This window comes from Geomonas diazotrophica (assembly GCF_018919385.1).
Taxonomy (GTDB): Bacteria; Desulfobacterota; Desulfuromonadia; order Geobacterales; family Geobacteraceae; genus Geomonas; species Geomonas diazotrophica.
Genome location: NZ_JAHLMF010000008.1, coordinates 133,922 through 156,781, shown reverse-complemented (window position 1 = coordinate 156,781; position 22,860 = coordinate 133,922). Strand labels below are relative to the sequence as shown.

The window sequence follows — 22,860 nt, the reverse complement described above, 5'->3', positions numbered from 1 at the left end:
CAGCAGTTAGCATGGAACGTAAAACATAGAACGTAGAACGGTTTTCCTGAGGTTTTCATGCGCATACTGGTCACCGGGGGCGCCGGTTTCATCGGCTCACATCTTTGCGAAAGGCTCTTGAGGGAGGGGCACGATGTCATCTGCCTCGACAACTTCTTTACCGGCAACAAACGCAATATCGCCCACTTGCTGGACTACCACAGCTTCGAGCTGATTCGCCACGACGTCACCCAGCCGATCCTCCTGGAGGTCGACCGGATCTACAACCTGGCCTGCCCCGCTTCGCCGATCCACTACCAGTACAACCCGGTCAAGACCACCAAGACCAGTGTCATGGGCGCCATCAACATGCTGGGGATCGCCAAGAGGGTGAGGGCCAGGATCCTGCAGGCCTCCACCTCAGAGGTGTACGGGGACCCGCAGGTGCACCCGCAGACGGAGGCCTACTGGGGCAACGTCAACACCCTGGGGCTGAGAAGCTGCTACGACGAGGGGAAACGCGTCGCGGAAACGCTGATGATGGACTACCACCGCCAGAACCACGTGGACGTCAGGATCATCAGGATCTTCAACACCTACGGCCCAAAGATGGCCGAGAACGACGGCCGCGTCGTTTCCAACTTCATCCTGCAGGCACTCAAGGGGGAGGACATCACCGTCTACGGCGAGGGTGAACAGACCCGGTCCTTCTGCTTCGTCTCCGACCTCGTGGAGGGGATGGTGCGCATGATGGAGACCCCCGGGTTCATCGGGCCGGTCAACCTGGGCAATCCCGCGGAAACCACCATCCTGGAATTCGCCAAGAAGATCATAGCCCTCACCGGGTCCACCTCGCGCATCGTCTATCGCCCCCTGCCGGCGGACGACCCGAAACAGAGGCAGCCTGACATTTCGCTGGCCAAGCAGATGCTTGGCTGGGAACCCAAAGTGAGCGTGGACGACGGGCTCAAGCAGACCATCGACTATTTCCGGTCCGTCCTCACCCCGGCATAGGAACGCATGCAGAAACGATTTTTTCTAGTACCGGCAGCAGTGGTCATCTTCATCCTCGGGTTCACCGTCTTTGGCGACCGGGGACTGCTGCGCATCAACCACCTGCACCGCGACCTGGACGAGACGCAGAAGCGTCTGAACGAGCTGAAAGAGGAAAATGACAAGCTGAAGCGGGAGATCGCCGCCCTGCAGTCGGACCGGCGCTACCTGGAGAGCATCGCCAGGCGCGACTTCGGCCTGGTGCGCAGCAACGAGGTGATCTACCAGTTCTCGCCGGGCGCCGCGAAACCTGCAGCGGCCGGCGCTCCGCCCCAGGGCGGGGCCCAGGGCGCCCCGGCAACTGCACCCGGGACGCAGGGTGCCGCCGCTGGAAAGCCGGCTCAGCCTGCGCAGCCGGCTGGGCGCTCCGGCAGGTAACGTTGCCCCATGCGGGCATTTGAGGGGAAAGTATGACTCAGACTGGAAAACAGCACTGCGTGGTCTGCGCCTGGCGCGAACACTGCTCCAAGAAATTCTGCGTGCCTGACGGCGGCGCCCGCTGCCCGGACTTCACACGCGACGTGACCATAAAACCCGTGCCCGACGCGGAAAAGGATAAGGAAAGGGAGGAGAAGATATGAAGGAGCAGCTGCGCGCATGCATCCTGAAGGGAATCGAGGGGTGTTTCGCCGACGGCACGCTCACCTCTGGTGTGGTCCCGGCCATCAACGTGGAGAAGCCGGCGCACGCCGAGCACGGAGATTTCGCTACCAACGTCGCCATGCAGATGGCCAAGCAGGAGCGCAAGGCGCCCCGCGCCGTGGCGGAGGCCCTGGTCAAGAAGCTGGCCGAGGCGTCCGACCTGATCCGCTCAGTCGAGATCGCCGGGCCGGGGTTCATCAACTTCTTCGTCGAGGACAGCGCCTGGAGGAAGGTTCTCACCGAGATCGACCGTGCCGGTGACGAGTACGGCAAGAGCAAGGTCGGCGCCCGCAAGAAGGTGCAGGTCGAGTTCGTCAGCGCGAACCCGACCGGTCCGCTGCACATAGGGCACGGCCGCGGCGCGGCGACAGGCGATGCGGTCGCCTCGCTCCTCTCCGCCGCAGGATTCGACGTGCAGCGCGAGTACTACATCAACGACGCCGGCAACCAAATGAACACCCTGGGGCTCTCGGGGTTGTTGCGCTACAAGGAACTCCTGGGGGAGAAGATCGATTTCCCCGAGAACTGCTACCAGGGCGACTACATCAAGGACATTGCGCGGGACGCCATCGCCAAGCACGGCGACCGCTTCCTGAAGGCGCCCCAGGAGGAGGGGGTCGCCTTCTTCGCGAAGATGGGCGGTGACCTGATCCTCAAGGGGATCGACGAGGACCTGCAGGACTTCGGCATCCGCTTCGACAACTGGTTCTCCGAGCAGTCCCTGTTCGACGAGGGGAAGGTGACCTCGGCCATCGCGGAAATGCAGGAGAAGGGGCACATCTACGAGCAGGAAGGGGCGCTCTGGTTCAAGACCACCGCCTTCGGCGACGACAAGGACCGCGTCGTGGTCAGGAGCAACGGCGTAACCACCTATTTCGCCTCCGACATCGCCTACCACCGCGACAAGTACGCGCGCGGCTTCGACTGGGTCATCGACGTGTGGGGCGCCGACCACCACGGCTACGTCCCCAGGCTTAAGAGCGTCGTGCAGGGGCTCGGGCGCAAGGCGGACGACCTCGGCATCATCCTGGTGCAGCTGGTGTCGCTGTTGCGCGACGGCCAGCCGGTCGCCATGTCCACGAGAAGCGGCGAGTTCGTGACGCTGAAGGAGGTCGTGGACGAGGTCGGCCGCGACGCCGCCCGCTTCTTCTTCCTGATGCGCCGCTCCGACAGCCAACTCGACTTCGATCTCGAGCTCGCCAAGCGCCAGAGCAACGACAACCCGGTCTACTACGTGCAGTACGCTCACGCCAGGATCAGGAGCATCTTCGACACGGCCAGGGAGCGCGGCGTGGAGCCAAACTTCACCGGCGTGCGCCTGGAGCTTTTGGAGGGCGCCGACGACATGAGCCTGATCAAGAAGCTCTCCCTCTACCCGGAAATCCTGGAGGGGGCGGCGGTGAACTTCGAGCCGCACCGGATCACCTACTACCTTCAGGACCTGGCCGGCGAGTTCCACAGCTTCTACAACAAGAGCAGGGTGATCACCCCGGAGGAGCCCGAGCTCACCCAGGCCCGTCTGTTCCTGCTGCACTGCGTCGCCGTCACCCTGAAGAACGCGCTGACCGTGCTCGGGATCTCGGCTCCGGAGAGGATGTAGGAGGGGCACATGCGGCTTGACTACAGCGAAAAGATGAAGGCGGTCAGGGAAAGCGCCGAGCGCGCCAAGCCCGTGCAGAAGAACCGCCCGCGCCGAGAGCCGATCGGCACCTTCGCGGTGGTCGGCCTGTTGCTGCTTGTCCTTGGATACGGTGCGGGGGTGCTGACCGGATGGTTCCTGTTCAAAGGAAAGGTCGATGCCAAGGCCCTCGCAGCGGCGCAGGCCGCGGCCCAGCAAAAGACACAGGCAGCACCCGCGGTGCAGCCGGCGACGCCCGCTCAACCGGCGCAGCCGGGGCAGCCCGCACCTGACGTCCCGCTGACCTTCTACAAGACCCTCCCCTCGGGCGGGAAGGGTGCCATGGGGAGCGGCATCAACACGAAGCTTCCCGAGGTACAGTCCAAGGCTGCAGCCGCGGCGCCGGCCGCGACCGCAGCGCCTGCCCCCGGGACGGCACCGGCAAAGCCTGCCGCCGCTCCGGCCGCCAAGGCGCCGGAGGCGAAACCCGCCGAGAAGGCCGCCGACAGGGCTGAGCCCGCCGCAGACAAACCGGCGGCTGCCGACAAGCAGGGTGCCGAGGCGCGCTACCTGGTGCAGGTCGCTTCCTACAAGGACAAGAAGGAGGCCGATGCCGTACGCGCGAAGCTCGTCGCCAAGGGGGTAGCCGCTTACCTTGTGGAATCGAAGCTTCAGGACAAGGGAGTCTGGTACCGGATCAGGGTAGGACGGCACCTCTCCAAGCAGGAGGCACTGCAGTTGGCCGGGAAGGTCGGGAGCGGGGCGACGGTGGTAGCGGAGTAGCTTTTTCGCTCCCCGCATGGTTTTTTTCTCTCCCCGAGCTACAGTTAACCCCGGGATGGGGAGGTCCTATGGAAAAGCGAAAAAAGCTGGGCCAGATATTCATCGAGAACGGGCTTCTTACCGAGAAAACGGTGGAGCGCATGTTGGCGGTCTCCAAGAAGCTCGGCACACGCTTCGGGACCGTGCTGGAGGACCTGGAGCTGGTCACCGGCGAGGAACTGGCCCAGGCGCTGGCCACGCAGTACGGCTGCCGTGTCGCCAGCAACTTTGCCGGCTACAGCTTCTCGCCGCAACTGCTGAGGACCATCTCGGTGGACGTGGCCATGCAGAACAACATCTTTCCGCTCAAGCTGGACGAGAAGAGGCTGGCACTGGCCATGGCCGATCCCACCGAGACCCGGGTCGTGCGCAACATCTCGGCCAACCTCGGACTGACCATCACCCCCTTCATCGCCACCAGGAAGGAGATCTACGCTGCCATCTGCAAGAACTATCTGCAGAAGGAGGTGGCCAGCGCGGCCGCCCACACGGTGCTGGTGGTCGAGGACGACAAGCTGATCGCGACCATGTTCGGCGACTTCCTGGGACGGGAAGGGTTCCGCGTCATCCACGCCGCGGACGGGCTGGAGGCCTACAAGGCGGTCCTGACCGAGAAGCCGCACGTGGTGATCACCGACTTGATGATGCCCAAGTTGGACGGTTTCGGACTTTTCGACGCGCTGCATAGCGTGCCCGACCTGAATGCCATACCGGTGATACTCATCACCAGTTCCCTGCAGCCCGAGGACGAGGTGAAGGCCTTCGAGAAGGGGTTCTTCGATTTCATCGAGAAGCCGGTGCGGGAGGAGACCCTGATCATGCGGGTGAAGAGGGCGCTGCAGTTCAGGGAGCGCAAGTACCAGTTAAGTTGAGCGGTTGGCCTAAATCCGACCAGGACCACGCACCCTCCAGCCCCGTCCGGCGCTGGAGGTATTTATTTGAGGAAACCCCATGTGCGCCATACAGACCGTCAAGTGCCCGCATTGCCGCAAGGAAGCCACGCTGGCCGGGAACCCGTATCGACCCTTCTGCTCGGAGAGGTGCAAGATGATCGACCTCGGCACCTGGGCCAGCGAAGGGTACCGTATCCCCGGTGAGAAGGCGTCTCAGCACCAGGATGACGACGAGGACGAGGGGTAGGCGCCCCGCGCCCGACCATACCGAACGCAACACACCACTTTATTGCAGTCATGCAATGATCAAAGCAGCAAAGGAGCCTTTCATGTCAGAAGTACGTCTCCGTTTCGCACCGAGCCCGACCGGCTTTCTCCATGTAGGAGGGGCGCGTACGGCCCTTTTCAACTGGCTTTTGGCCAGGAAGCAGCACGGCACTTTCGTCCTGAGGATTGAGGATACCGACGTGACGCGATCCACCCAGCAGTCGGTCGATGCCATCTTCGAGGGGATGAAGTGGCTGGGGCTGGACTGGGATGAGGGCCCCTTCTTCCAATCCGACTACTTCCCGGTCTACAAGGAATACATCGACAAGCTGGTCGCAGAGGGGAAGGCGTACAAGTGCTACTGCAGCGTCGAGGAGCTCGAGGCGAAGCGCGAGAAGGCGCTCGCTGAAGGGGGAAAACCGAAGTACGACGGCACTTGCCGCAACCTCCCCCCCCAGGAGGACGACGGCCGCCCCTACGTGATCCGTTTCAAGACCCCCAAGGAAGGGGCCACCACCTGGAACGACCTGATCAAGGGGAAGGTCTCCTTCGAGAACGCTGAACTGGACGACCTGATCATCCAGCGCACCGACGGCACCCCGACCTATAACTTCGTTGTGGTCATCGACGACGTCACCATGAAGATCACCACCGTCATCCGCGGCGACGACCACGTCAACAACACGCCGCGTCAGATCCTGATCTACCAGGCGCTGGGTGCGCCGGTGCCGGTCTTCGCCCACGTGCCGATGATCCTCGGCGCCGACAAGGCCCGTCTCTCCAAGCGCCACGGCGCCACCTCGGTCATGGCCTACCGCGACATGGGCTTTCTCCCCGAGGCGATGGTGAACTACCTTGTTCGCCTTGGGTGGAGCCACGGCGACGAAGAGATCTTCTCGCTGCAGGACCTGATCGAGAAATTCTCCATCGAGAACGTGGGGCGCTCCGCCGGGGTCTTCAACCCGGACAAGCTCATGTGGCTGAACGCCCACTACATCAAGACGGGGGATCCGGTGCGCCTGGCCGACCTCCTGGTGCCGTTCCTGAAGGAGCGGGGCGTTGATCCCGCCCAGGGGGGACCGGACCTGGTGTCCGTGATCAAGACCCTGCAGGAGCGCGCCAAGACCATGCTGGAGCTTGCCGACGGGGCGCTGTTCTATTACAGCGACGAGCTTTCCTACGACGAGCAGGGTGTGGCTAAGGCCTTCAATGCCGACACACCCGCGCTTCTCACCGCGCTGGTGGAAAAACTGGCGGCCCTGCCTGCCCTCGACCAGGCTCACATCGAGCAGGCCTTCAAGGAGCTGATGGCAGAGAAGGGGATCAAGCTAGGCCAGGTCGGTCCCGCCGTGCGGCTCGCCCTCTCCGGCACGACCGCCTCCCCGGGCATCTACGAGATGATCGAGGTGCTCGGCCTCGCCGAGACCAAAAAGCGCATCGAGCGCGCCATAGCCGTCCTCGCGAAGTAGTCTGCGGCGAGGTGCGGATCAAAAAAAGGAGGGCGCCCCGGGGCGCCCTCCTTTTTGGTTCTTCGCTGCAAAAAATGAGGCCTGCAGCGGACGAACCGGCTGCAGGCCATGGCATTACATGTTTCTTTTGGTGCGGTTGCTGATTAGGCCGGGGAGATTGCGGACACCGGGCAGGTGTCTACGCAAGCGCCGCAGTCGATGCAGGTATCTGCAGCGATGGTCCTCTTGCTGCCAGCCTCGCTGATAGCGTTGACCGGGCAGGAATCGTCGCAGGCGCCGCAGTTGATGCATTCGTCGCTGATGGTATGTGCCAAAGTATTCACCTCCTTCACTTGGAGTTAAAAGTTGAGGTGGAAACTAGCACAGCGCTCGCAAAAAGTCCACCATAAAGCTGTAGACAATAAACTCCTAATCGGGAGAAAAATCTTGAACTGAGGCCCACTCTCCTGTATATATAAAAAAAGGTTTTATTTGTGTACTTTTTGTCCGGTGTGGATCTTCCTCGTATCACTGGGCAAACTACAATCACGGGGGATGCTAATCGATGGATATTCTGGCACTTAACTGCGGGAGTTCTTCTGTAAAATACCAGTTGTTTGATTGGGATAAAAAAGTGGTTGTGGCAAAGGGGATGGTGGAGCGCGTGGTCATCGGCGACTCCTTCATCCTGCACGAGGTATCCGGGCGTGAGACCTATCGTGAAGACTCCGACTGTCCGGACCACAAGACCGCAGTTGACCTGATCCTGAGGACCCTGACCTCCCCGACCCACGGCGTGCTTCAGGACATCAAACAGATCTCCGCGGTCGGCCACCGCGTCGTGCACGGCGGCGAGAAGTTCACCAAGTCCGTGCTGATCGACGACGAGGTGCTGGCCGCAGTCACCGAGGTGCAGCACCTGGCACCGCTGCACAACCCGCCCAACATCGCCGGTATTGAAGGCGCCATGGCCGTGCTCCCCGGTGTGCCGCAGGTTGCTATTTTCGATACGGCGTTTCACCAGACCATGCCCGAGCACGCCTACCTCTATCCGCTCCCGTACGAGTGGTACGAGAAGTATGGCGTTCGCCGCTACGGCTTCCACGGCACCTCGCACCTCTACGTTTCCAAGCGCATCGCCGCCATCCTGGGCAAGCCCGCCAACCAGTGCAACGTCATCACCATGCACATAGGCAACGGCGTCTCCCACTGCGCCATCAAAAACGGTGTGTCGGTCGACACCAGCATGGGGCTCACGCCGCTGGAAGGCGCGATGATGGGCACGCGCTGCGGCGACATCGATCCCGCCATACCCGCCTTCATGATGCAGAAGGAGAACCTTTCCGCCAAGGAGATCGACTCCATCCTGAACAAGAAGAGCGGCGTCATCGGCATTACCGGCCGCTTCACCGACCGCCGCGACGTGATCGAGAACGCCAACGGTGGAGACCGTCTCTGTGCGCTGGCGTTGGACATCGAGGCGTACCGTCTCAAGAAGTACATCGGGACCTACATGGCCGTCGTGGGGAGGCTCGATGCGGTCGTCTTCACCGCCGGGGTGGGGGAGATGGGGGCGCCGATCAGGGAGCGCGCCATCTCCGGGCTCGAGCACCTGGGTATCGTCCTCGACAAGGAGCGCAACGCCTCGGCAATGACCAGAAAGCGCGAGACGCTGATCACCACGGACGATTCGCCGGTCAAGGTGTACGTCATCCCGACCGACGAGGAGCTGGTGTTCACCGAGGACGTTGCCGCCATCCTGGACGGTAGCTACACCGACCACATGAACTTCGAGTACAGCTTCTCCAGGCCCGACTTCGTCAGGAAGTAGGGGTAGGCGAGCGTAAGACAGCAAAAAGGCCGGCGGGGTAACCCCGCCGGCCTTTTGTTTTGTTCGCTGTCTCAGCAGCCGGTCGGACCGGTCGTCGCGGTTAGCCTTGCGCCTGCACCGCGGTGATGGCGGTTACGTCCACGATGTCCTGCACCGAGCAGCCGCGGGAGAGGTCGTTGACCGGCTTGGCGAGCCCCTGGATCACCGGGCCGATGGCCTTGGCGCCGGCCAGACGCTCCACCAGCTTGTAGGCGATGTTGCCGGCATCGAGGGTCGGGAAAACGAGCACGTTGGCCTTGCCGGCCACGCCGCTGCCGGGGGCCTTCTTGGCGCCCACCGCAGGGATCAGGGCGGCGTCGGCCTGCAGTTCGCCGTCGATGGAAAGTTCCGGATCCATCCCCTTGGCGATCTCCAGCGCCTTGAGCACCTTGTCCGCATCCTGGTGGCTCGCGCTTCCCTTGGTGGAGAAGGAGAGCATGGCGACGCGCGCGGGGACATCGAGGAAGGATTTGCAGTTCCTCGCGGTGGCGATGGCGATCTCTGCCAGGGCCTGCGCGTCCGGGTTGGGGTTGACGGCGCAGTCGGCGAAGAGGATGACCCCGTTCTCCCCGAAGTTCGGGGTCTGGGTGGCCATCAGGAAGAAGGAGGAAACGGTCTTGATGCCGGGAGCGGGACCGACGGTCTGGAAGGCGGCACGGAGCACGTCGCCGGTAGTGCCGGTAGCGCCGGCCACCTCGCCGTCGGCGTCACCCTCGCGTACCATCATCCCCGCGAAGTAAAGGTTATCCGGTGCGGTCAGCATCTCCTGCGCCTGCTGTGGCGTGAGCCCCTTGGACTTCCTCAGTTCCACGAGCTTCCCGACGTACGCGTCGAGCTTGGGCGAGGTTGCGGGGTCCACCAGTTCCACGCCGGCCAGGTTGATCCCCTTGGCGGCGGCCGCCGCCAGGATCGCGTCAGGCTTGCCCAAAAGCACGATTTTGGCCAAACCTTGTTCCACGATCTGTTGCGCGGCGAAGAGCATCCTCTCGTCGTAGCTCTCCGGCAAGACCACCGTCTTGAGTTTCGATTTCGCCTTCTCGTGAATCTGCTTAACCAACGGCATGAGCATTCCTCCGTAATTGAATTATAAAACCGTGTTAGTTATATAACCCAGCAGGCGGGATCGGTCAATAAAAAAGCCGTCTTGGGCGGTCAGCGGGGGAGCGGCGTGCCGCACTCCTCGGGGTCTCCCTGCAGCTTGGCGACCGCGTGCGGCACCGCGGCCCACACGAAGCCGATGTTCTCGGTGGCCCCCTTGGGGCTCCCGGGGAGGTTGATGATAAGGGCGTTTTTTCTGATGCCGGCCACGGCCCTTGAGATGATGGCGTGCGGGGTCTTCTTGAGGCTCTCCATGCGCATCACCTCGCCGAAGCCGGGAAGGAGGCGCTCCACCACGCGCTCGGTCGCTTCCGGGGTGACGTCGCGCGGCGAGACGCCGGTGCCGCCGGTGGTGAGGATGAGATCGTAGGCGCCGCTGTCGGCCCACTCGATGAGCTTTTCTGAGATGAGGGCCCCCTCGTCGGGGATGACGTCGGTGCAGGCGACGGTGACGCCGCGTTCCTCGAGCCAGGCTTTTAGCGCCGGCCCGCTGCCGTCGGCACGTTCTCCGGTGGAACAGCGGTCGCTGAGGGTGAGAATGGCTGCTCGCATGGTGGTGTTTCTCCTTTAGTCCTCGCGCTTGAAGACGCCGCTCTTGCCGCCTTCCTTGTAGTGCAGCTTCACGTCGGAGATGACGATGCCCTTGTCGGTCCCCTTGCACATGTCGTACACGGTCAGCGCGGCTACCGTGGCGGCGGTCATGGCTTCCATCTCGACGCCGGTGCGCTCGAAGGCGCGGACGGTGGCCATGACGCCTATGGTTCCCCGGGCCTCGTCCACCTCGAACTCTATGGCGACGTGGTGGATGGCAAGAGGGTGGGAGAGGGGAATCAGGTCGGGTGTCTTCTTGGCTCCGGCGATACCGGCAAGCCGCGCCACGCCGAGTACGTCCCCCTTTGCCATCCGGCCGGACACGATGGACTGCACGGTTTCGGGTTTCAGGGTCAGCAGGGCGCCTGCTATGGCGGTGCGCATGGTCGGGGTCTTCTGGCTTACGTCGACCATGATGGCGTTGCCGCTGGCGTCGAAGTGGTTGAACGACATGTTAAACCTCCATTTCCAATGTGGGGTCGAGCAGGTGCAGATCTACTTCCGCGCCGACGGCGAACTCGGTCGCCTCCGCCGGGAGAATGGCCAGGGCGTTGCAACGCAGCATGGTCTTCAGTATCCCGGTGTTCTGATCGCCCGAGGTGCTGGCGACGAAGCGTCCCCCCTCGATGGCGACGTGAACGCGCAGGAAGTTTACCTTGCCCGCCTTCTTGCGCGCCCCTTCCTTCAGGATGCCGCTCACGGTGCGACGGAACACCTTTTCGTGCCCCATCATGCGCAGGATGGCGGGGCGGGCGAACTCCTCGAAGGTGATCATGGTGGAGACCGGGTTGCCGGGGAGGGAAAAGACCGGGACGTTCCCCTTCATGCCGAAGGCGGTGGGGCCGCCGGGCTTGATGCCGGGCTTCCAGAACTGCTCCACAACACCCAGCTCCGCCAGCACCTCGCGCACCAGGTCCCGGTCGCCGGCGGAGACACCCGCCGAGGTGACCAGGACGTCGGCCTTCAGTCCCTCGGAGAGGAGCGCACGGTGGCTCTCCCTGTCGTCGCGGGCGATGCCGAGGATGACCGGCTCGGCGCCGCAGAGCTTGATGGCGGTGGCGAGCGCAAGGGTGTTGCTGTTGACGATCTGGCTCTCCTTGGGTTCGGTGCCGACCTCGACCAGCTCGTCACCGGTGGAGAGGATGGCCACGCGCACCTTGCGGTAAACAGGCACCAGCACAGTGGAAAAAGAGGCCATCAGGCTCACCTGGGGCGCTCCGATCACGGTCCCCCGTGGTATGATCGCCTCGCCGCCGCGCACGTCCTCGCCCTGGAAACGGATGTGGTCGTGCTTTTTCACCTGTTGCAGCAGCTTCACGGTCTCCGCCGTGTTCTCGGTCTCTTCTATCGGGACGACCGCATCGGCCCCAGGCGGGATGGGGGCGCCGGTCATGATCCGCGCGGCGCACCCCGGCGTCACCACGTCATCGGAACTGACGCCGGCGGGGATGTAGTCGGTGACCTTGAGCACGGTCCCCGGCGCGCAGTCAGCGCTCCTGACGGCGAAGCCGTCCATGGCGGAGTTGTCCCAGCGCGGCATGTCCTTGGGCGCCACGTAGTCCTCGGCCAGCACTCGGCCGGCGGCTTCCAGCAGCAGCACCCTTTCCACGCCGGCAGGCGCCACCTTGTCGATGACCATGCGTCTGGCTTGCTCGTAGTTCGTCATCTCTTCCTCTTTGTTCCTTGGTAATGGCAATAACGAAAAAGGGCCCGACTCCGTGAAGGAAGAGGGGCCCGTGCGCGATGCGGCGGTGCTTCTCCTTTCCAAGAGGGAGGCGGTGCCGTTTCCGGCAGCACCCATCGGCTGCGGCACCCTGGGGAGTTTCCCTTTAGACGGCCGCGGCTCGGAGACGTTCTGCATATTTTCCCAAAGGGATAGCATATTTGCCGCAAAATAAACAATTATTTTAGCTTAAGATTGGGCGGCCCACTCAGATCGACGGCGCGACAACACCACGTCTTTGCGTTGTTTTTACTCCCCGATCGGCTCGGTTTGGCTACCGTATACTTTCCCTGGTTCTCCGCGGGCGCTCGCCAATCTCCCTCATTAAAGTGGTTGATTTCCGTTTGCCAAACAAGGTATGGTTTTTAGCGTGTATCCGAAAGCAGTGTCGGCCTGCTGGAAAACCGGTCAGGCCCATCTTGCAGTTTGACGCGACAAATACCTGAAGTCAGGACATATTATGTCATTGATAGATACCTACGGCAGGCGCATTAATTACCTGCGCCTCTCGGTCACCGACCGTTGCAACCTGCGCTGCAGCTACTGCATGCCGGAAGAGGGCGTGGAGAAGCTGGGCCACTGCGAGATGCTATCCTACGAGGACCTGCTCCGGATCTCCGCCGAGGCGGTCGCCGCCGGGATCGAGAAGATCCGCGTGACCGGCGGGGAACCGCTGGTGCGCAAGGGGATCGTCGATTTCCTGGCGCGCCTTGCCGCGTTGCCGGGGCTCAAGGAACTGGTGCTGACCACCAACGGTCTGCTCCTGAAGGAGATGGCCCAAGGCCTGAAGGACGCCGGGGTGCAGAGGCTCAACATCAGCCTGGATTCACTCAAGCCGGAGATCTTCGCCACCGTCACCCGGGGAGGCGAACTGCAGCGTGTTTTGGACGGCATCGAAGAGGCGGAGCGGGTCGGCTTTCCACCGCACAAGATCAACGTGGTGGTGATGCGGGGCGTGAACGACGACGAGATTCTCGACTTCGCGGCGCTCACCCTGAAACGCCCCTACGCCGTGCGCTTCATCGAGTACATGCCCACTTCCGGTGACGCCGACTGGCGCGACCTGACCGTCCCCGGCGCTGAAATCCGGGAACGCATCGCCCGCGAGTACGAGATCGAGGAAAGCAGCAACACCGAGCGCTCCGGCCCGTCCAAGAACTTCCGCATCAAGGGGGCACCCGGGTCGCTCGGGATCATCACCGCCATGACCGGGCACTTCTGCGATGGCTGCAACCGTCTGCGCGTCACAGCGTCAGGTGTCGCCAAAGGGTGCCTGTTCTCGGGGGAGGGGGTTGACCTGAAACCGGTACTAGCGACCGGTGACGCAGAACTGCTGCGCCAGGAGATCAGGCGCATCGTGGCCGCCAAACCCGGACGGCACGAAGTGACCGACGAGGGCTCTGAAACCAAACCTTTCGCCATGTCCCGCGTGGGGGGCTGAAAAACAAGGAGAACGCATGACCGGAAAGATCATCGCCGTCAACATCAGCAAGAACAAAGGGGAAAGAAAGACCCCGGTACCCGAAGTCACCCTGCGCGAGGAGCACGGGATCGTCGGCGACGGCCATGCCGGCGACTGGCACCGCCAGGTGAGCCTGTTGGCCCAGGAGAGCATCGCCAAGATGCAGGCGCTCGGGCTGGACGTGAAGGAGGGGGATTTCGCCGAGAACATCACCACCGAAGGGGTCGACCTGGTGAGCCTTCCCATCGGTGCCAAGATCGAACTGGGGGAGACCCTCCTCGAGGTGACCCAGATCGGCAAGGAGTGCCATACCCGTTGCGCCATCTACTACCAGGCCGGCGACTGCGTCATGCCCAAAGAGGGGATCTTCGCCCGGGTGCTGAAGGGCGGGGTGGTCAGGCCGGGAGACCAGGTCGTGGTGTAAGGGCACGACTGGCTGCTGCTCGAAACGGGCCCCGCAACCTGTCGAGGACGCGGCGCCGACTGCCGCGAGCGGCGTGTCTCTTCCGGTGCCCCACTCGAGGCCGGCGGACCTTAGGCTCCTTAGGCCCCTTAGGCCCCTTAGGCCCCTTAGGTCCCTTAGGTCCCTTAGGTCCCTTAGGTCCCATGGACTCTGCAACTGATGCAAGACCGAAACGGCCGCGAAGCGCAAGTGCTCGCGGCCGTTTCTTGTGGGGAGCGTGGGGCGCTTAGCGCTCGCAGGGGAGAAGCACGGTGAAGCTGCTCCCCTGTCCGGGAACGCTTTCCACGTCGATGCAGCCGCCGTGTTCCCTGATGATGCCGTAACTGACCGACAACCCGAGCCCGGTGCCGTTGGCCTTGGTGGTGTAGAAGGGGTTGAACACCTGCCTCAGGTTCTCCAGCTCTATGCCGACCCCGGTGTCCGAAATCTTCACCTCGTAGTTGTCGCCGCTTCCCACCGGAGCGCTCTTGATGCAGAGCACCCCACCCCGGGGCATCGCCTGCACGGCGTTCAGGATCAGGTTGGTGAACACCTGCCGTAACTGGTCTTGGTCCCCTTCGATCACGGCCCTTTGCTCCGCGTAGAACTCGAGCACTTCTATCTTCTCCAGTGAAACCTGGTGTCTCATCTGCCCAACGATCTCGTGCAGCAGCTCGTTCAGGTGAACCTCGCCGCGCTCCATCTGCTCGCGCCTGGCGAACTTCAAAAGGTTGGAGACGATGCGCTCCACCCGTTTCACCTGCTGGAAGATGGTGTCGACTTCCTCCCGGTTCGGCGCGTCCTCCGGGACCGAGAGCTGCAATAGCTCCGTGTTGCCGCGGATGATCGCCATGGGGTTGTTGATCTCGTGGGCGACGCCCGCAGCCAGCTCGCCGATCGCCGCCAGCTTCTCCACCCGCAAAAGCTCCTCGCGCGTCTGCACGAGGAGGCGGTTCTTCTCCTCCAGTTCCGCCGTTCTCTGCTGCACCTTTTCTTCCAGGTTGCGATTCAGCTCGATGATGCTGTTTTCGCGCTCGCCGAGCGACCGGCTCATGTCGTTGAAGCGGTCGGCCAGGTCGCCGATCTCGTCGCGCGAGTCGATGTTGCTCTGCACGTCACGTTCGCCTGCCGCGACGCGTCTGGTCAAAAGCTCCAGCTCCTTGATCGGCTGTGCCAGCTTGCGCCCGAGAAACCCGGCCATGGAGACGCCGGTCAGCCCGCTCAAGAGGAGCACGAAGCTCAAGAGCACGGCCATGTCGGTCTTCACCGCCGAGTAGTGGCTCTCCAGCATCCCCACGTAGAGCGCACCGATGGGCACCCCCTGCAGCGACAGGATCGGCTCGTAGGCGGTCAGATACCAGTCGTTCACCACGAAGGCCCTTCCCACCCACTTGGCACCTTTCAAAAGGACGCGGTCGTACACCGGCGCGGAGAGCTTGGTCCCGATGGCTCGGCTGCCGTCGGTGTTGGGGACGTTGGTGGCGATCCGGACGTCCCCCTGGAAGATGGTGGAGTTCCCCACGTCGCGGCCGTTCAGCTTGGCCCCTTCGTAGACGACGTTCTTTATCTTGTCCACCAGCTTCTTGTTGTTGTTCAACAGGACACCGCCGTAGAGGGCGCCCACCACGTTGCCGGCCTGGTCGCGCACGGGGGCGGCAACGAAGAGGAACATGGCCCCGTTCAACGGGGCAGGGGGGGTGGGGTCGGACCGGGTTCCGGCCACGGTGATCCGCGCCTGGCGCACCAGTTCCTCACCCTCCAGGGTCAGCTCGCTGGTGGGGATGATGGTGGTGCCGCTCACCAGTTCACCCTTGAGGGCCCGCGCCACGAACTGGTTGCGCAGTTTCTCGTCGCCGAACTGCTGCGGGTTGTTGGCGCGGAAGATCACCTTGCCGGAGGCGTCCACGGCCGCCAGGATGTCCAGGTGCTCGCTTTTGCGCACCGGCGTCAGTGTGGCGGCCAGGGCACGCTGGTCGGCGGCCGCGACCGTCTCCGAGGTCCTGCCGAAGGAGGCGGAGAGTTTGACCGCGTCGTAGAGGCGCGTCAACTCGTTCAGGTAGGCCTCGCGCGCCACGGAGAGGTCGTAGCGCACCTTCTCCTGGGCCTGCGCGGCCACCTTGGCGCTCAGGATGAAGACGCCGGCCATCCAGCAGATCAGGATGGCGATCGCCAGCGGGATCAGTGTGGCGACGGTGAGCTTGGTCTTGATGGGGAAACGGAGCCTTGGGATGTTCATGCGGGAATGGTGATCCCGTACTCGGCGATCTTGCGGTCCAGCGTCTTCCTGGAAATGCCGAGGATTTCGGCGGAGCGGCTCTTGTGGTAGCCGGTGCCGAGCAGGGTGCGCTCGATGTGCACCTTCTCCATGTTCTCGAGGGAAACCAGCTGCGGCTCGGCGGGCGCCGCCGCGACTTTTTGCTGCCTGCGCCAGATGGGGAGCTCCTTGGGAGTCACCAGCGGGGTACGGGCCAGGATTACCGCGCGCTCCATCACGTTCTCCAGCTCACGGATGTTGCCGGGCCAGTCGTAGCCGCACAAAAGCTGCAGCGCCTCTGGGGTCACCCCGGTGACCTCCTTCTTCATCTTGAGGCTGTACTTCTTGAGGAAGTGTTGGGCCAGGGGCTCGATGTCGTCCTTTCTCTCGCGCAGGGGGGGGAGCGGGATGTTGATCACGTTCAGGCGGTAGTAGAGGTCCTCGCGGAACCTCCCGGCGCGCACCTCCTCCTCGAGGTCCTTGTTGGTGGCGGCGACGAAGCGGATGTCGGCGCTCTTGCTGCGGGTGGCGCCCACCGGGATGAAGTCGCGCTCCTGGATCACGCGCAAGAGCTTCGCCTGGATGGGGAGGCTCATGTCGCCGATCTCGTCCATGAAAAGGGTGCCGCCGTCGGCTTCCTCCAGAAGCCCCTTTTGGTGGGTGATGGCGCCGGTGAAGGCGCCGCGCACGTGCCCGAAGAGCTGGCTCTCCAAAAGGGTCTCGGTGAGGGCCGCGCAGTTGATGGAAAGGAAGCGGCGCTCGCGCCTGGGGCTGTTGTAGTGGATGGCGCCGGCGATGAGCTCCTTCCCCGTGCCGGATTCGCCCAGCACCAGGATGTTCGCCTCGCTGGCGGCGACCTGGAGGGTGAGGTCGTAGGTCTCCTGGAAGACGGCGCTTCTGAAGATGATGGCGTCCTGCAGGATGGGCTTGCCCAGCTCGTTCTTGAGCGCCCGGTTCTCCTGCAGCAGCTGCTCCTTCTCCAGGGCGTTTTTCAGGACGCTCAGGATCTTTTCCTTGGGGAAGGGCTTGGTCACGTAGTCGTAGGCCCCCAGTTTGATGGCCTCGACCGCGGCGTCGATGGTCCCGAAGGCGGTCATGATGATGACGGGAAGCGAGGGCCTGAGCTGTTTCACCTCCTGCAGCACGCTGATGCCGTCCAGGTCGGGCATCCTGACGTCCTGAAGGATCAGGTCGGCGTCCCCCGGGTCCCCCTCGCGCAGGCGGCGCAAAAGCTGCGACCCGGCGTTGAAGGTCTCCACCAGGTACCCCTGGGTCTGCAACAGCTTCTTCAGGTAGATGAGGATTCCTTCCTCGTCGTCGCAGATGAGAATTCTTTCTTGTGTCATTTTGGGGCGCTCCTCGCGTCTTTCCCGCGCCGTTACTCGGGTCCTACCTTGGACAAAATGTCACACATTTTGACAAAACAGCGCAATCATTAATTAATATTCATCTCTGCAAAATTCCCGAGCGGCGCAGACAACATTATCATTTCGGACGTTTACGGTACACAACTATTTTTCTGGTAAACGTTTACGCGCTGGCATGGCAATTGCCGTATACGCGGTGCTAATCCGGCGTCGACGACGTTTATCATGGAAAAAGGAGAGATTCAACATGGCAGTTTCACGACGGGAGTTTCTGCAGGGGGGGGCGGCGGCTGCGGCACTGATCCTCTCCGGCAAAAAAGCAGAAGCGGGCGGCGCAGACGGCTCGCAGATGCGCACCAAGGGGCTGAAAAGCTCGACCACCATCTGTCCTTTCTGCGCGGTAGGTTGCGGGCTTGTGGTGCATACCAAGAACGGCAAGATCGTGAACATCGAGGGGGACACCCAGCACCCGATCAACCAGGGTGCGCTCTGCTCGAAGGGTAGCGCGCTGTTCCAGGTGGCCAACAACGAGCGCCGCCTGCAGAAGGTGATGTACCGCGCACCCGGCAGCGACAAGTTCGAGGAGAAGTCGTGGGACTGGGCCCTGGAGCGCATCGCGCAGAAGATGAAGGAGACGCGCGACAAGTCCTTCAAGGCCAAGGAGATCAACAAGAAGGACAACAAGGAGTACGTGGTCAACCGCACCGAAGGGATGGCATTCCTTGGCGGCGCCGGTCTCGACAACGAGGAGTGCTACCTCTGGAGCAAGTTCGCCCGCTCCATGGGGGTCGCGAACCTCGAACACCAAGCCCGAATATGACACTCCGCTACAGTCGCCGGTCTGGCGGCTTCGTTTGGACGTGGGGCAATGACCAACCACTGGATTGACCTGAAGAACTCCGATGCCATCCTGGCCATCGGTTGCAACCCGGCCGAGAACCACCCGATTTCCATGAAATGGATCGAGCAGGCGATGGACAACGGCGGCAAGCTCCTCGCCGTCGATCCCCGCTTCACGAGGACCGGCTCCAAAGCCGACCACTACGCGCAGATCCGTCCCGGCACCGACATCGCCTTCCTGGGCGGGATGATCAACTTCGCGCTGCAAAACAACATGATTCACGAGGAGTACGTCCGCGAGTACACTAACGCGGCCTTCATCGTGAACGAGAAGTACGACTTCAACGAGGGGATCTTCTGCTCCTTCGACGACCAGGAGAAGACCTACGACCCGAAGGCCTGGGCCTACGCTGTGGACGGCGCCGGTAACCCCAAGCGCGACCACAGCCTGAAGGACCCGCGCTGCGTGTTCCAGCTCCTGAAGAAGCACTACTCCCGCTACACCGTGGACATGGTCTGCAGCATCACCGGCACCAAGAAGGAAGACTACATCGCCGTCGCCAAGGCCTTCTGCGCCACCGGCCGTCCGGACAAGGCGGGGACCATCCTCTACGCCATGGGGATCACCCAGTCCACCCATGGCACCCAGAACGTGCGCGCGACCGCCATGCTGCAGATGCTGCTCGGTAACATCGGCATCGCCGGCGGCGGCGTCAACGCGCTGCGCGGCGAGTCCAACGTCCAGGGTTCCTCCGATTACGGTCTGCTCTTCCACCTGCTGCCGGGCTACCTGAAGTCCCCGGAATTTGACAACGTCGACCTCAAAGCCTACCTCGAGAAGTGGACCCCGAAGACCAAGGACGCTAAGAGCGCCAACTGGTGGGGCAACACCCCGAAGTACACCGTGAGCCTTTTGAAAGCCTGGTACGGCGACAACGCCACCAAGGAAAACGGTTTCTGCTACGACTACCTCCCCAAGAGGAGCGGCAACTACTCCTTCATGAAGCTGATGGAGAAGATGGGCAAGGGCGAGCTGCAGGGCCTCGTCTGCATGGGCCAGAACCCCGCCGTGGGCGGTCCGGATTCGCTCAAGACCCGCGAAGCGCTGGGGAAACTCGACTGGCTCGTCACCGTGGACCTCTGGGAGACCGAGACCTCCATCTTCTGGAAGCGCCCCGGCGTGAACCCGAAGGACATCAAGACCGAGGTCTTCATGCTTCCGGCCGCCTCCTCCGTCGAGAAGGAAGGCTCCATCTCCAACTCCGGCCGCTGGGCCCAGTGGCGCTACAAGGCAGTCGAGCCGGTCGCTGACGCGAAGAGCGACCTCTGGATCATCAACCAGTTCGCCAAGCGGATGAAGAAGGCATACGAGAAAGGGGGCACCTTCCCGGAACCGATCACCAAGCTCTCCTGGAACTACGGCCCGGGCGAGGAGCCGGAAGTGCACCTGGTTGCCAAGGAGATCAACGGCTACTTCACCAAGGACATGACCATCGTCGACAAGGACAAGACCCTGGAGTTCAAGGCAGGCGACCAGGTCCCGATGTTCAAGTACCTCCAGGACGACGGCTCCACCGTATCCGGTTGCTGGATCTACTGCGGCTCCTACACCAAGGAAGGGAACCAGATGGCGCGTCGCGACCTGGCCGACCCGACCGGCCTCGGCATGTTCCCGAAATGGTCCTGGTGCTGGCCGGTGAACCGCCGCATCATCTACAACCGCGGTTCCGTCAACCCCGACGGCGTGCCGTTCAACCCCAAGCGCGTCGTCATCACCTGGGACGCCCTGGAGAAGAAATGGAAGGGTGACGTGCCCGACGGCCCCTGGCCGCCGATGAACGACGCCAAGGAAGGGAAGTACCCCTTCATCATGCTCCCCGAAGGTCACGGTCGTCTCTACGCCCTGGACATGAAGGACGGCCCGTTCCCCGAGCACTACGAGCCGGTGGAAAGCCCGGCCAAGAACCTCATGTCCAAGACCCAGACCAACCCTGCGGTGAAGATCCCGGCCAACATGACCAGCGACACGGCCAAGTACCCGTTCGTCGGCACCACCTACAGGATGACCGAGCACTGGCAGGCCGGCGCCATGACCCGTTCGCTTCCCTGGCTCGTGGAACTGGTCCCGACCATGTTCGTGGAGATCTCCCAGACGCTCGCCCGCGCCAAGGGGATCAGCAACGGCGACATGGTCAAGGTGACCACGGAGCGCGGCTCCATCGAGGCGAAGGCCCTGGTGACTTCCAGGCTGAAGCCGTTTAGCGTGCAGGGGAAAGAGGTAGAGCAGGTAGGTCTTCCCTGGCACTTCGGTTATGCAGGTCTGGCTACCGGCGACTCCGGCAACGTCCTTACGCCGTCGGTCGGTTGCGCGAACACAAGCATCCCCGAATTCAAGGCATTCCTCTGCAACATCGAGAAAGGGGGTAAACGCGCATGAGCAGCGAGAATCAAGATTTCAACAAAAGCAAAGCATTCTTGATCGACATGACCAAGTGCACCGGCTGCCGTGGCTGCCAGGTCGCCTGCAAGCAGTGGAACCAGTTGGGCGCCGAGAAGACCGAGTTCTTCACCGGCGAAGGCTACCAGAACCCGCCGCTCATGTCGGAATACACCTTCACCCGCATCAAGTTCCGGGACTACGAGAAGAACGGGCAGAACGAGTTCGCCTTCTACAAAGAGATGTGCATGCACTGCAACGAGCCGGCCTGCGCGTCGGTCTGCCCGGTCGGCGCCTTCAAGAAGACCAAGGAAGGCCCGGTCACCTATGACGCGGAGCGCTGCATCGGCTGCCGCTTCTGCATGGTCGCCTGCCCGTTCGGGGTGCCCAAGTACGAGTGGAGCAAGGCGCTGCCGCTGGTGAGAAAGTGCACCGGCTGCTACTCCAGGGTGAAGGAAGGTCTGAAGCCGGCCTGCGCCACCACCTGCGTCTCTGCCATCACCTACGGCAACCGCGAGGAGATGATCAAGGAAGCCAACAAGAGGATCGCGGCACGTCCGGAGAAGTACCTGAAGAAGCTCTACGGTTCGGAAGAGGCGGGGGGCACCTCGGTCATCTACCTGACCGCGCTCCCCTTCGACGAGCTCGGCTTCAAGCCGGTCACCAAGCGTCCTCTCCCGTCCTACACCTGGCAGGCGCTGCGCCTGGTCCCGGGGATCTTCCTCACCGTCGGCAGCTCGCTGTCGCTGCTTTCCTGGTTCAACCACAGGAAGGAGAGGATCGCCAAGGAAGAGGAGCAGAGAAAATCCGGCGCAACGCCGAAGGAGGAGAGCTAGATGACCGCTGCAAAGATAATCGTTAACGAGATCAAGGGATACCACCGCTTCGTTAAGTTCCTGATCGTCCTCGTGTCTCTGGGCGCGCTCGCCTCCCTGGCCCGCTTCGTGTTCGGCCTCGGCGTCACCACCAACCTGAACGACACCTTCCCCTGGGGTCTCTGGATCTCCTTCGACGTCGTCACCGCCGTTCCGCTGGCGGCCGGCGCCTTCACCCTCGGGGCGATCGTGCACTGCTTCCACATCAAGAAGCTCGAACCGCTGGTGCGTCCGGCCATCGTGACCGGATTCCTCGGCTACTCCCTGGTCTGCGTCGGCCTGCTGCTCGACCTCGGTCAGCCGCAGCGCTGCTGGCACACCATGGTGTACTGGAACCCGCACTCCCCAATGTTCGAGGTTTCCATGTGCATCGCCGCCTACACCACGGTGCTCTTCCTCGAGTTCCTGTCGCCGGTGTGCGAGAAGTTCGGCTACCACGTACCGCTGCGCCTTCTGCGTACCATCGAGATGCCGCTCGTCGTCGCTGCGGCCTCCATCTCGACCCTGCACCAGTCGTCGCTCGGGACCTTCTTCCTGATCGCGGTCGACAAGCTGCACAGCCTCTGGTACAACCCGCTGCTGCCGCTTTTGTTCTGGCTCTCCGCCATGTGCGCCGGCATCTCCATCATCATCGTGGAGGCCACCATGAGCCACAAGTACATGGGGCAGCCGGACGAGAGCGAACTGCTCGAGACCCTGGCCAAGATACTTCCCTGGGTCATCACCGTGTACCTGACCGTGAAGGTGTTCTCCCTCGTGGCGCTCACCCAGGGGCCGCTCTTCAACCGTCCGGGCCTCCTGGTGCTCTTCGCCGTCGAGGTCGTCTGCGGCGTCCTGCTCCCGCTGGTCATGCTCATGAACGGCAACGTGCGTGAGAACAACCGTCTGCGGGCCACCGCCGCCTGGCTGGTGATCGCAGGCGTCATCCTGAACCGCTTCAACGTCTCCATGTTCGGCATGGAAGCTCCGGGAACCTTCTACTACCCCTCCTTCCTGGAGAGCGTGGTGACCATCGGCATCATCGCGGCGCACATCCTGTTCTTCGTGCTGATTGCGAAGTACTTCCCGATCTTCGAGCACCATCCCGAGACCGTTGACTACACGATCCCGGACCACTTCCACAAAACCGAGAAAGGCCATGCTCACGGTGCCGCCAAGGCCTAGTGGAAGTTGCAGCAG

Annotated in this window: 21 protein-coding genes and 1 riboswitch; of the genes, 14 read left to right on the top strand and 7 right to left on the bottom strand. The window is 62.7% G+C overall.

Going from position 1 to position 22,860, the window contains the following annotated elements; genetic code table 11:
- Window positions 1–57 precede the first annotated feature (57 nt).
- The 8 genes from KOM00_RS10665 to gltX all read left to right on the top strand — a co-directional run bounded on the left by KOM00_RS10665 (window position 58) and on the right by gltX (window position 6,743).
- The gene (locus KOM00_RS10665) at window positions 58–993 is read left to right on the top strand and encodes a UDP-glucuronic acid decarboxylase family protein (RefSeq protein ID WP_216498901.1); all 936 of its coding nucleotides are present in this window, start codon (window positions 58–60) and stop codon (window positions 991–993) included.
- A gap of 6 nt (window positions 994–999) precedes the next feature.
- Entirely contained in the window at window positions 1,000–1,410 is a 411-nt protein-coding gene (locus tag KOM00_RS10660) for an FtsB family cell division protein (protein WP_216498900.1), read from the top strand.
- Window positions 1,411–1,442: 32 nt separating this feature from the next.
- A complete protein-coding gene (locus tag KOM00_RS10655) occupies window positions 1,443–1,613 on the top strand; it encodes a hypothetical protein (protein ID WP_216498899.1) in 171 nt (56 codons plus the stop codon).
- Complete coding sequence (gene argS, locus KOM00_RS10650) at window positions 1,610–3,274, top strand: arginine--tRNA ligase (RefSeq protein WP_216498898.1); 1,665 nt, start codon at window positions 1,610–1,612, stop codon at window positions 3,272–3,274. Before KOM00_RS10655 ends, argS begins: the two co-directional genes overlap by 4 nt.
- 9 nt (window positions 3,275–3,283) lie before the next feature.
- Window positions 3,284–4,075: an SPOR domain-containing protein gene (locus tag KOM00_RS10645; protein ID WP_216498897.1), complete on the top strand. Its 792-nt coding sequence runs from the start codon at window positions 3,284–3,286 to the stop codon at window positions 4,073–4,075.
- Between the two features lie 68 nt (window positions 4,076–4,143).
- Window positions 4,144–4,986, top strand: a complete 843-nt coding sequence (locus KOM00_RS10640) for a response regulator (RefSeq protein WP_216498896.1) — start codon at window positions 4,144–4,146, stop codon at window positions 4,984–4,986.
- Between the two features lie 79 nt (window positions 4,987–5,065).
- Window positions 5,066–5,254 (top strand): DNA gyrase inhibitor YacG, encoded by a 189-nt coding sequence (locus KOM00_RS10635; protein WP_216498895.1) that lies wholly within the window; start codon window positions 5,066–5,068, stop codon window positions 5,252–5,254.
- 82 nt (window positions 5,255–5,336) lie between these two features.
- Complete coding sequence (gene gltX / locus KOM00_RS10630) at window positions 5,337–6,743, top strand: glutamate--tRNA ligase (RefSeq protein ID WP_216498894.1); 1,407 nt, start codon at window positions 5,337–5,339, stop codon at window positions 6,741–6,743.
- A 143-nt stretch (window positions 6,744–6,886) separates the two neighbouring features.
- Here gltX and KOM00_RS10625 read toward each other — a convergent pair whose 3' ends face one another.
- Window positions 6,887–7,057 carry a DUF362 domain-containing protein gene (locus tag KOM00_RS10625; RefSeq protein WP_183346266.1) on the bottom strand — a complete coding sequence of 57 codons (171 nt, stop codon included), beginning with the start codon at window positions 7,055–7,057 and terminating at the stop codon, window positions 6,887–6,889.
- 230 nt (window positions 7,058–7,287) lie between these two features.
- On the opposite strand from KOM00_RS10625, the gene KOM00_RS10620 reads away from it, so the two are divergent.
- The gene (locus tag KOM00_RS10620) at window positions 7,288–8,553 is read left to right on the top strand and encodes an acetate kinase (RefSeq protein WP_216498893.1); all 1,266 of its coding nucleotides are present in this window, start codon (window positions 7,288–7,290) and stop codon (window positions 8,551–8,553) included.
- Between the two features lie 100 nt (window positions 8,554–8,653).
- Here KOM00_RS10620 and pta read toward each other — a convergent pair whose 3' ends face one another.
- The 4 genes from pta to KOM00_RS10600 form a co-directional block, all read right to left on the bottom strand.
- Window positions 8,654–9,655 carry a phosphate acetyltransferase gene (pta, locus tag KOM00_RS10615; RefSeq protein WP_216498892.1) on the bottom strand — a complete coding sequence of 334 codons (1,002 nt, stop codon included), beginning with the start codon at window positions 9,653–9,655 and terminating at the stop codon, window positions 8,654–8,656.
- A gap of 89 nt (window positions 9,656–9,744) precedes the next feature.
- Window positions 9,745–10,242 (bottom strand): molybdopterin adenylyltransferase, encoded by a 498-nt coding sequence (mog, locus tag KOM00_RS10610; protein ID WP_216498891.1) that lies wholly within the window; start codon window positions 10,240–10,242, stop codon window positions 9,745–9,747.
- Window positions 10,243–10,257: 15 nt separating this feature from the next.
- Window positions 10,258–10,734, bottom strand: a complete 477-nt coding sequence (moaC, locus tag KOM00_RS10605) for a cyclic pyranopterin monophosphate synthase MoaC (protein WP_216498890.1) — start codon at window positions 10,732–10,734, stop codon at window positions 10,258–10,260.
- 1 nt (window position 10,735) lies between these two features.
- Window positions 10,736–11,947, bottom strand: coding sequence for a molybdopterin molybdotransferase MoeA (locus KOM00_RS10600; RefSeq protein WP_216498889.1), 1,212 nt, complete (start codon window positions 11,945–11,947; stop codon window positions 10,736–10,738).
- 76 nt (window positions 11,948–12,023) lie between these two features.
- A riboswitch (molybdenum cofactor riboswitch) is annotated at window positions 12,024–12,142 on the bottom strand.
- 322 nt (window positions 12,143–12,464) lie between these two features.
- Between KOM00_RS10600 and moaA the strand changes: the two genes are divergently transcribed.
- Together moaA and KOM00_RS10590 are read left to right on the top strand one after the other, a co-directional pair.
- A complete protein-coding gene (gene moaA / locus KOM00_RS10595) occupies window positions 12,465–13,445 on the top strand; it encodes a GTP 3',8-cyclase MoaA (protein WP_216498888.1) in 981 nt (326 codons plus the stop codon).
- A gap of 16 nt (window positions 13,446–13,461) precedes the next feature.
- A complete protein-coding gene (locus tag KOM00_RS10590) occupies window positions 13,462–13,890 on the top strand; it encodes an MOSC domain-containing protein (RefSeq protein WP_216498887.1) in 429 nt (142 codons plus the stop codon).
- A 265-nt stretch (window positions 13,891–14,155) separates the two neighbouring features.
- On the opposite strand, the gene KOM00_RS10585 is transcribed toward KOM00_RS10590, so the two are convergent.
- Window positions 14,156–16,144, bottom strand: coding sequence for a sensor histidine kinase (locus tag KOM00_RS10585; RefSeq protein ID WP_216498886.1), 1,989 nt, complete (start codon window positions 16,142–16,144; stop codon window positions 14,156–14,158).
- Entirely contained in the window at window positions 16,141–17,508 is a 1,368-nt protein-coding gene (locus KOM00_RS10580; protein WP_216498885.1) for a sigma-54-dependent transcriptional regulator, read from the bottom strand. The genes KOM00_RS10585 and KOM00_RS10580 overlap by 4 nt, the downstream gene beginning before the upstream one ends.
- Window positions 17,509–17,776: 268 nt before the next feature.
- Here KOM00_RS10580 and fdnG point away from each other — a divergent pair, with 268 nt between their 5' ends.
- The 3 genes from fdnG to nrfD are packed head-to-tail and all read left to right on the top strand — an operon-like array spanning window position 17,777 to window position 22,845.
- Complete coding sequence (gene fdnG / locus KOM00_RS10575; protein ID WP_216498884.1) at window positions 17,777–20,806, top strand: formate dehydrogenase-N subunit alpha; 3,030 nt, start codon at window positions 17,777–17,779, stop codon at window positions 20,804–20,806.
- A complete protein-coding gene (locus tag KOM00_RS10570; protein ID WP_216498883.1) occupies window positions 20,803–21,642 on the top strand; it encodes a 4Fe-4S dicluster domain-containing protein in 840 nt (279 codons plus the stop codon). Before fdnG ends, KOM00_RS10570 begins: the two co-directional genes overlap by 4 nt.
- Window positions 21,643–22,845: an NrfD/PsrC family molybdoenzyme membrane anchor subunit gene (gene nrfD / locus KOM00_RS10565; RefSeq protein ID WP_216498882.1), complete on the top strand. Its 1,203-nt coding sequence runs from the start codon at window positions 21,643–21,645 to the stop codon at window positions 22,843–22,845. It abuts the gene before it with no gap.
- The last annotated feature ends 15 nt before the right edge of the window (window positions 22,846–22,860 follow it).